This window comes from Nocardioides soli (assembly GCF_014191495.1).
Taxonomy (GTDB): domain Bacteria; phylum Actinomycetota; class Actinomycetes; order Propionibacteriales; family Nocardioidaceae; genus Nocardioides; species Nocardioides soli.
Window position 1 is genome coordinate 2,109,207 of record NZ_JACHWR010000001.1, and the last position, 8,313, is coordinate 2,117,519.

Consider the following 8,313-nt stretch of genomic DNA (forward strand, 5'->3'; position numbering starts at 1 on the left):
TCCGATTCCATCAAATGGAACGTGTTCTAGGATCGAGCGGTGGGTGGATTCCAGCAGGACGAGATGACCCCGGAGCAGATCGAGCACGAGGTGGGGCTCTACGGGCCGTTCACCGAGGTCGTGCGGGAGCTCGTCGACGCGACGATCCGCACCGAGGTCGACGACGACGAGATCCGGGCGGTGCAGGCCGAGCTCGAGGACATCGTGGCGCGGCTGCGGCGCTCCCAGCTCGACGGCCCGTACGGCGTGCGCTTCAACGCGACCGGCCACGGTCGGCCGTGGGGCAACTCGGTCGTGGGACTGCGCAACGCAATCGCCCCGCCGCTGGCCATCGAGCGCGAGAGCACCGGCCGGGTGCGGTGCGAGTTCCACCTCGGCGCGGCGTACGAGGGCCCGCCGAGCCTGGTGCACGGCGGCGTGTCCGCGCTGATCCTCGACCAGATGCTCGGCGAGGCGGCCGGCGCCGGGGGTCGCCCCGGGATGACCGCGACACTCACCCTGCACTACCGGCGGGCGACGCCCCTGGGCGACCTGCGGGCGGAGGCGTGGATCGAGCGCACCGAGGGCATCAAGACCTGGGCGCACGGCCGGATCGAGGACGCCGAGGGCGTCACCGTCGAGGCGGAGGGCCTGTTCATCCTGCCGCGCTGGGCGCGCGAGCTGGCGTTCCCGACCGGGGACGCCGCGGAGACGCCCCCGTCGTACGCCGAGTAGCGGTCAGCCGACCTGGTGCTCGACGCGGACGCCGCGCACGCCGGAGTCGGTGAGCCGGGCCTCCTCGGCCGCTCGCTCCTCGAGCTCCGCGCGACGCGTGGTCTCGAGAAGCGCCCGGGCCGCGTCGTACGCCCCGGGGTCGGAGACCAGGTCGGCGGCGCCGTGCTTGAGCCGCCCCAGCGCGCTGCGCGCGAAGATCTGCTGCTCGGTGGTGGTGCGCTCGGACCGGCCGCGGCCGATGAACGAGACGAACCAGTGCAGCAGCGCGGTCAGGCGGTTCTTGAAGCCGGTGATGTAGATCAGGTGCAGCGCCAGCCACATCAGCCAGGCGATCAGTCCGGTGAACCGGAACCGGCCGATCAGCGCCACCGCGCGGAACCGGCTGATGATCGCCATTGAGCCCTTGTCGAAGTACGTGAACGGACCCAGCGAGGGCTTGGACCGCAGTCGGCGGTCGATCTCCTTGGCGGCGTACTTGGCGCCCTGGATCGCCACCTGCGCGACGCCCGGCAGGTTGTCGAGCGCGATCATGTCGCCGACCACGAAGACCTCGGGGTGTCCGGGGAGTGTGAGGTCGGGGTTGACGGCGATCCGGCCGGCCCGGTCCAGCGGCGCGCCGGTCTGCTCCGACAGCGTGCGGCCGAGCGGGTTCGCGGCGACGCCCGCGGCCCAGATCTTGGTGACGCTGTCGATGCGCTCGACGCGACCGTCCTTGAACTGCATCGCGATGCCGCGCTCGTCGACGTCGGTCACCATCGCGCCGAGCACGACCTCGACGCCGAGCTTCTCCAGCTCGGACCTGGTCTTCTCGCCGAGCTTCCTGCCGAACGGCGGCAGCACCTGCGGCGCGGCGTCGACCAGGATCACCCGTGCGTGCCGCGAGTTGATCGCTCGGAAGTCCTTCTTGAGGGTGCGGTGCGCGAGCTCGGCGATCTGCCCGGCCATCTCGACGCCGGTCGGTCCGGCGCCGACGACGACGAAGGTCAGCAGGTGGTCAACGTTCTCGCCGCGGCTGGCGCCGATCTCGGCCAGCTCGAAGGCGCCGAAGATCCGCCCGCGCAGCTCGAGCGCGTCGTCGATGCTCTTCATGCCCGGTGCGAACTCGGCGAAGCGGTCGTTGCCGAAGTAGGACTGGCCGGCGCCGGCGGCGACGATCAGCGAGTCGTACGGCGTGATCGTCGAGCGGCCCAGGACTGTCGAGGTCACGGTGTGGGCGGCGAGGTCGATCGCGCTGACCTCGCCGAGCAGCACCTGCGCGTTGCGCTGGCCGGCGAGGATCTCGCGCGTCGGCGGGGCGATCTCGCCCTGGGACAGGATGCCGGTGGCGACCTGGTAGAGCAGCGGCTGGAAGAGGTGGTGGGTGGTCTTCGCGACCATCGTCACCTCGACATCCGCGTGCCGCAGCGCCTTGGTGCCGAACAGCCCACCGAACCCGGAGCCGATGACCACCACCCGGTGCTTGCCGCTCGGCTGCTCGACGACCTCGGTGCTCGGCTGCGTTGCCATCGTGAACCTCTCACTACCGCTGTGGACCGTGCTGTCAGAACACCCTCCGCCGTACCCATTGTTCCGGTCGCGGCCCGGATCGGGCCATTCCCGCCGGGTCTGGTCCGTCACAGCGACGGCCGACGACCAGTTCCGTGCCGACCAGATGTCTGGACCACCGGAATCGGCCCCACGGGCCAGGTTTCGGTGCGGATTCGCGGGGGTAGACGAGCCGTCAGCGGCACTGCCGTGATCAAGCATGCCCTCATGAGCCTCTCGTGGAGACGACCGTGCCTCTGAACAGGCCCGCCCTGTCCTTGGGTCCAGGGCCCCGCAGCGTGCAGGACGCACGCCGCTGGGTGGTCGGCACCTGCCACGAGATCGGCCGCGACGACCTGGCCGAGTGCGCCGAGCTCGGCGTCTCCGAGCTGGTGACCAACGCCCTGCTGCACGCCGAGCCGCAGCTGACCGTGCGGGTCCGGGGCACGCGCGAGCACCCGCGCGTGGAGGTCCAGGACGGGTCGGTGGAGCAGCCGGTCATGCCGACGGACGAGGTACGGGTCGAGGACGACGTGCTGCTCACGTTCGGCCGCGGCCTCGGCATCGTCGCCCGCTGCTCGACCGCGTGGGGGGTCGACCTCGAGGACGACGGGAAGACCGTCTGGTTCGCTCCGGCCACCCGGCCCGGTGGGGTGCCGGTCGCGGGCAGGATCACCGGCCACCAGCCCCCGACCAAGCCCGAGCCATCGCCCGACGAGATGCACATCGACATCGTCGGCGTACCCCTGCGGTCGTTCGTGCAGTTCCAGCGGCACTACCGCGAGCTGCGGCGGGAGGTGCGGCTGCTCGCGCTCGCGCACGAGTCCGACTACCCACTCGCCAAGGACCTCTCCGACCTCTTCGGCTCGCTCGAGCGCGACCTGCGCGAGGGCATCGGCGCCGAGCAGATCGAGCAGGCGCTCGCCTCGGGCGCGGCCGCCGCCGACCTGCATGTCGCGATGCCGCGCGAGACCGCGGCCACGATCGGCCGGTTCATCGAGCTGCTCGACCTCGCCGACGCCTTCTGCCGCGAGGAGCGCCTGCTCTCCCTCGCCCGGACGCCGGGTCAGCAGCGCTTCCAGCGCTGGTTCCTCAGCGAGTTCGTCCGGCAGGAGCGCGGCGAGGCGCCGCTGCCGTGGAAGAACGCGCCCTCGGCGCGCCCGCGCAGCAGCGCCTCGTGACCCGCGGCGTACGACGCGGGCCGGGTCACGCGTAGCCCAGGTCGTGCAGGCGGTCGTCGTCGATGCCGAAGTGATGCGCGACCTCGTGCACGACCGTGATCCGGACCTCGTCCTCGAGCTCCTCGACGCTCCCGCACATGTCGAGCAGCGGGTTGCGGAAGATGAAGATGCGGTCCGGCAGGCTCATCATCGGGTCGCCCCAGCGCTCGGTCAGCGCGATGCCGTCGTAGAGGCCGAGCAGGTCGTCGGGCTCGCCCTCGGGCGGCTCGGCCTCCACGAGCACCACGACGTTACGGACCAGCGCGGCGATCTCGTCCGGGATCCCGTCGAGGGCGCGGTCGACGAGCGCGTCGAAGTCCTCGGGCGACATCTCCACCGGCATGGCGCCATTGTGGCGGGTCGCACGAAGCGGGGCGGCCCCGGCGACGGCGCCCGGAAATGGACGATGCCCCGGACCAGGTGGTCCGGGGCATCCTCTCGCCATCTCGGCTGAGCGACCCCGACGGGACTCGAACCCACGGCCTCCGCCGTGACGGGGCCGGTCCCCGCCGATGGTTGCGCGGGTCAGCACGCATCTCGAGCCTTGGCTCTCAGGGCGAGAGTTCCGGCAGCAGCAGGAATGCCTCCACATGGCGAGGGCGGACGACTCGGAAGTGCCGGCGATCGAGCGTCGCGATCTCGGCGACACCGAACCGCTCGGCGAGCGCGATCACTGACGCATCCGCGGTACCGAGCGGGAGATCGTCGTAGCGAGCCACGAGCTCAGCGATGCGCGCGGTATCCGACCGGGTCAGGTTGACCAATTCGAAGCTCCCATTGGCAACCGAATCGAGGAAGGCGACCTCGGCGAAGGTTCCGACCTTGGCCTCCAACATGTAGCCGACCTCGGCCATGACGGTCTGCGGCAACAGCAGCCGTCGACCAGCCAGGCGAAGTCCGGTGAACAGCTCAACGCAGGCATGGTGGTCGGCGTCCCTGCGGTCGGCTGCGGCGAAGATCGGGCCTGTGTCGCAGATGATCACGACCGGCGGGCGCCGAATCCCTCAGCGAGTACCTCGTCGACACGTCGTGCGTTGTCCGTGCGGCCATCTCGAGATTCGCCGATGCCGAAGAACCTCGGCGGCCACTCTCCGACCGGCGTCGGTGAGACCAGGCGCCGGACGTCCGCGAGCACGAGCTCGACCTGATCGTCGGGCAGACCCTCGATCAGGTGGATGAGCTCGTCGCGGTGCGCGGTCATGGATTGAGTGTAGGCGGCGACGACCGCACCGGACGGAACCCTCCTCGATCGGCGACCAGCTCCGCACAGGCTTCGGCGCGACCTACTGCGCAATCTTCTGCGCGATTCGGCAAGGACGCCGGAGACGTAGGGCGGAGCCGGCAGTCGCCAGCCTGCCAGGGGAGGTGCTCGCAACCGGCGTTCTGCAGGTCGGCGGGCATCCGGGCCCGGCCAACCTCGGCCTCTCGCGCCGCTGCACCGAGATTCTGCACGGCTTCTGCAGGGCTTCTGCAGGCGAAAGGCCCTCTGACTGCGTTTCCGCTGATCAGAGGGCCTTTCAATGGCGACCCCGACGGGACTCGAACCCGCGGCCTCCGCCGTGACAGGGCGGCGCGCTAACCAACTGCGCTACGGGGCCAGGTGTGGTGCTGGTGCTTCATTGCTGGAGCCGTGGAACTCTAACCCACGAACCACCCAGCTTCCCAATCGGCGCCGGTGGCCGTGGCGCTCGCACCCCCAACCGGATTCGAACCGGCGCTACCGCCGTGAAAGGGCGGGGTCCTAGGCCGCTAGACGATGGGGGCCAGACGCACCCAGCAGCATAGGGCGGGACGGCACGTCGCACGAATCCCACCCGACCTTCGGACGCCCGGTTTTCGTCGGTCGGCGGACGCTCCTGTAGGGTGTGCGTCGCTCGGGCAGGTAGCTCAGTTGGTACGAGCGTCCGCCTGAAAAGTGGAAGGTCGGCGGTTCGACCCCGCCCCTGCCCACGAGCACGCAGGGCTCCGAACCTGCAGCGAGGGCCCCGCCGGTCTCCGGCGGGGCCCTCGTCACATTCGGCCCCGCCCCCGAGCGTCAGGCGATGCGCTCCCGAGGTACGGCGAGCCGCGGCACCCCGCCGAGGCCGGGCCGGTAGCGGACCCGCTCGGCGTACTGCTCCAGGGTGCGGTAGAGGGTCTGGTGGGCCGCCCACGGGAGCGGCTCGGCGCCGTCGTACCAGCTGTCGCCGAAGGAGATCCAGACCGGAGTCCAGTCGGCGGCGTGGTCCCAGGCGCCGCGGCGGGCCATCAGCAGCCGCCGCCGCTCCTGGAACGCCCGACGCGGGCCGTCGGCGCAGATCGGGGCGGTGGTGATGGGCCAGACCCGCAGGTCGAGGGTCATCAGGTGCACCTCGAGCTCGTGCAGCACCCCCGGGTCGACCAGCACGGTGGCGACGTTCTCGTGGGGCACGCGCTCCATGCAGGAACGTTCCCCGACGCTGCCGCCCCCGTCAACCACCCGGATCGGGCCGGGGCACCCTGGGGTCGGAGTGGCCCAGACCGACCAGCCCTTTTCACCCATTCGGATGTGAGGAGGGGCGTCCGCTCGCTAGCGTGGTCGCCGCCCCGAGCCCCCTGGAGGATCCCCGTGCGCCGAGCCACCTTCGCTGCGCAGCTGCCGGCAGGTCGAGCGATGTCCGCACTGCTCGACCGGAGCGAGCAGGCGGAGCCCGCTCCCCCGGTGCGTCGGTCGCTCGAGGTCGGGGCGGCCGACGACCGCGCCGAGCTGGAGGCCGACGCGGTCGCCGCCCAGGTGCTCGGCAGGCTCGCGGAGCGCCACGAGCACGCGCCCGGGTGCGGCCACGACGACGGCGTGCGCCGGGCGCCGGCCGCCGGCACGACGGGGACGATCGGGGCGGCGGGCGGAACGCTGGACGAGGGTGCCACCGGCGCGATCGAGTCCGCGCGCGGCGGCGGGTCCGCGCTGGACAGCGGCGTACGCCGCGAGATGGAGGCCGGCTTCGGCCACAGCCTCGGCGACGTGCGCATCCACACCGACGCCCGCGCCGACGAGCTGAGCCGGCAGATGTCCGCCCGCGCCTTCACGACCGGGCGCGACATCTTCTTCGCCCGCGGGGAGTACGACCCGACCTCGGCGGCCGGCCGGCACACGCTCGCGCACGAGCTCGCCCACACGGTGCAGGAGGGCGGCCCGGCCCGCCGCAAGCTGCGCGGCACGGCCGAGGCGTTGGAGCAACAGGGCGGCGGCATGACCTCCGGGAAGTTCCGGAAGGCGATCGGGCTCCTCACCAACTGGGACAAGATCGTCGCCGGCACGAAGGCCTACGAGCTGGAGGAGACCAAGCTCCTCGCCGGCGGCAAGAACCCCGACCCCATGGTCCTCATGAAGGCCAAGCCGGGCATGCTCAAGCTGCTCGCCAAGATCCAGTCGGCGGTCAAGGACTGGCGCAAGTCGAACGACAGCACCAAGGAGGACGCCAAGTTCGAGCGGTCCCGGTTCGGCGGTCTCAACAACGACATCGAGGAGAACCGCACCGAGGACGACCGCACCAAGTCCGGGCGCCGCCAGGCCGTGGCCCTGCTGGATCCGCGCGTCGGCCACGAGGTCTCGCTGCTCAGCGCGAAGGACGGTCAGGGGTGGCTGAGCTCCCTGGGGCTCAGCACGAACCAGGTCACCGGCACGGGTCGCCAGGACGGCGGCCAGGTCAACCAGGTCTCGGAGCTCCACTTCAAGACCGAGTCGGGCGAGATGTCCGGGTTCTTCAAGGAGGACAAGGGCTTCAACGCGAAGTCCGAGGGGCACGAGACCGAGGTCGGGATCCGGCAGGTCGACCCCAACTACGGCGCTCGGTCGATCGCGCTCTACCGCCTCGACCAGCTGTTCAACGCCGGCGTCACGGCACGCGCCGAGTTCGCCGTGCACAAGAACGGGGACGGCAAGAGCGTCCTCGGCACCGTGCTGGAGAGCTCGAAGGGCACGAAGGCCGTCGACGTGAAGTACCACGTCGCGGGCGACGAGAAGGATCCCGGATCGGTCGACCTCTACGACCCCGTGCTCCAGCGCGGCCTCAACAAGCTCCAGCTGCTCGACGCGATCTGCGGACAGCTCGACCGCCACATGGGCAACTACTTCGTCCAGGACGACGGCAAGGGCAATGTCACCGGCGTCACGGGCATCGACCTCGACATGGCGTTCGGCAGCAAGATGACCTCCGTCGACTACAAGGGCGCCCAGAACTACAAGGGGCTCCCCGAGTACATCGACAAGGAGATGGGCCAGAAGATCCTGCAGATCACGCCCGCCGACAATCCGCGCCGCCCTGACTGGGCTGCTCTCCAAGCCCGAGATCGACGCGACGGTCAGCCGCTTCACCGAGGTGCAGAAGGCGGTCAAGCAGGCCGAGAAGGACGGCAAGCTGCAGGAGAGCTGGGACGCGAAGTCCGGCCAGCGCGGCCCGACGTACGACAAGAGCCGCCACGGGCAGAAGACCTATCACCAGTCGGCACGCGAGAACCGCCGCATCGCCCTCGACGTCGAGTGCGACGCCGCCTTGAAGCGCGCGCTCCTCGACGAGCTGCCGAACGGGCCGGACAGCTCCGACCGCGAGGTGCACCAGCTGCTGTCCGACGCACTGGAGATCGGCCTCTTCTGGGGCGGCAACTCCAACTCGTTCGCGGTCAAGGTGCTCGGCGCCCACATCTTCGACAACCACCTGCCGAACACCGTGGCCGACCGGCTCGCGCCGCTGCTCGTCCGCGAGCTCCTCGGAGGCATCGACCAGTCGGCGATCATCGTCGAGCTCCAGGAGGCGTTCGACGGCGGCTCCCGGTCGAACGCTCAAGTTCCCGGACCCACGGACCAGCTCAAGGCCGGTGCTCGCCGCGAGGCAGACGC

Annotated in this window: 8 protein-coding genes and 3 tRNA genes; 4 read left to right on the forward strand and 7 right to left on the reverse strand. The window is 70.7% G+C overall.

Features of this window, described 5'->3' with window-relative positions; genetic code table 11:
• Positions 1-39: 39 nt before the first annotated feature.
• The gene (locus tag FHU40_RS10395) at positions 40-714 is read left to right on the forward strand and encodes a PaaI family thioesterase (protein WP_215525470.1); all 675 of its coding nucleotides are present in this window, start codon (positions 40-42) and stop codon (positions 712-714) included.
• A gap of 3 nt (positions 715-717) precedes the next feature.
• On the opposite strand, the gene FHU40_RS10400 is transcribed toward FHU40_RS10395, so the two are convergent.
• A complete protein-coding gene (locus tag FHU40_RS10400; protein WP_183592108.1) occupies positions 718-2,220 on the reverse strand; it encodes an NAD(P)/FAD-dependent oxidoreductase in 1,503 nt (500 codons plus the stop codon).
• 317 nt (positions 2,221-2,537) lie between these two features.
• On the opposite strand from FHU40_RS10400, the gene FHU40_RS10405 reads away from it, so the two are divergent.
• Positions 2,538-3,419 (forward strand): ATP-binding protein, encoded by an 882-nt coding sequence (locus FHU40_RS10405; RefSeq protein WP_252274796.1) that lies wholly within the window; start codon positions 2,538-2,540, stop codon positions 3,417-3,419.
• A gap of 25 nt (positions 3,420-3,444) precedes the next feature.
• Here FHU40_RS10405 and FHU40_RS10410 read toward each other — a convergent pair whose 3' ends face one another.
• The 5 genes from FHU40_RS10410 to FHU40_RS10430 all read right to left on the reverse strand — a co-directional run bounded on the left by FHU40_RS10410 (position 3,445) and on the right by FHU40_RS10430 (position 5,222).
• Entirely contained in the window at positions 3,445-3,801 is a 357-nt protein-coding gene (locus tag FHU40_RS10410) for a metallopeptidase family protein (protein ID WP_183592110.1), read from the reverse strand.
• 208 nt (positions 3,802-4,009) lie between these two features.
• Positions 4,010-4,441, reverse strand: a complete 432-nt coding sequence (locus FHU40_RS10415; protein ID WP_183592111.1) for a PIN domain-containing protein — start codon at positions 4,439-4,441, stop codon at positions 4,010-4,012.
• Positions 4,438-4,659 carry a hypothetical protein gene (locus tag FHU40_RS10420; protein WP_183592112.1) on the reverse strand — a complete coding sequence of 74 codons (222 nt, stop codon included), beginning with the start codon at positions 4,657-4,659 and terminating at the stop codon, positions 4,438-4,440. The genes FHU40_RS10415 and FHU40_RS10420 overlap by 4 nt, the downstream gene beginning before the upstream one ends.
• A gap of 320 nt (positions 4,660-4,979) precedes the next feature.
• Positions 4,980-5,056, reverse strand: a tRNA-Asp gene (locus FHU40_RS10425).
• A gap of 93 nt (positions 5,057-5,149) precedes the next feature.
• Positions 5,150-5,222: transfer RNA gene (locus FHU40_RS10430), tRNA-Glu, on the reverse strand.
• A gap of 112 nt (positions 5,223-5,334) precedes the next feature.
• Here FHU40_RS10430 and FHU40_RS10435 point away from each other — a divergent pair.
• Positions 5,335-5,408, forward strand: a tRNA-Phe gene (locus FHU40_RS10435).
• 85 nt (positions 5,409-5,493) lie between these two features.
• Here the strand turns inward: FHU40_RS10435 and FHU40_RS10440 are convergent.
• Positions 5,494-5,877 (reverse strand): hypothetical protein, encoded by a 384-nt coding sequence (locus FHU40_RS10440; protein WP_183592113.1) that lies wholly within the window; start codon positions 5,875-5,877, stop codon positions 5,494-5,496.
• A gap of 213 nt (positions 5,878-6,090) precedes the next feature.
• Here FHU40_RS10440 and FHU40_RS10445 point away from each other — a divergent pair.
• Positions 6,091-8,313, forward strand: a 2,223-nt coding sequence (locus tag FHU40_RS10445; protein WP_183592114.1) for an eCIS core domain-containing protein, incomplete at its 3' end; no start/stop codon positions are given.

Excerpts from the sequence above, each read along its gene's own strand:
- FHU40_RS10410 (WP_183592110.1), bottom strand. The coding sequence starts at position 3,801 with ATGCCGGTGGAGATGTCGCCCGAGGACTTCGACGCGCTCGTCGACCGC.
- FHU40_RS10440 (WP_183592113.1), bottom strand. The coding sequence starts at position 5,877 with ATGGAGCGCGTGCCCCACGAGAACGTCGCCACCGTGCTGGTCGACCCG.
- FHU40_RS10400 (WP_183592108.1), bottom strand. The coding sequence starts at position 2,220 with ATGGCAACGCAGCCGAGCACCGAGGTCGTCGAGCAGCCGAGCGGCAAG.
- FHU40_RS10420 (WP_183592112.1), bottom strand. The coding sequence starts at position 4,659 with ATGACCGCGCACCGCGACGAGCTCATCCACCTGATCGAGGGTCTGCCC.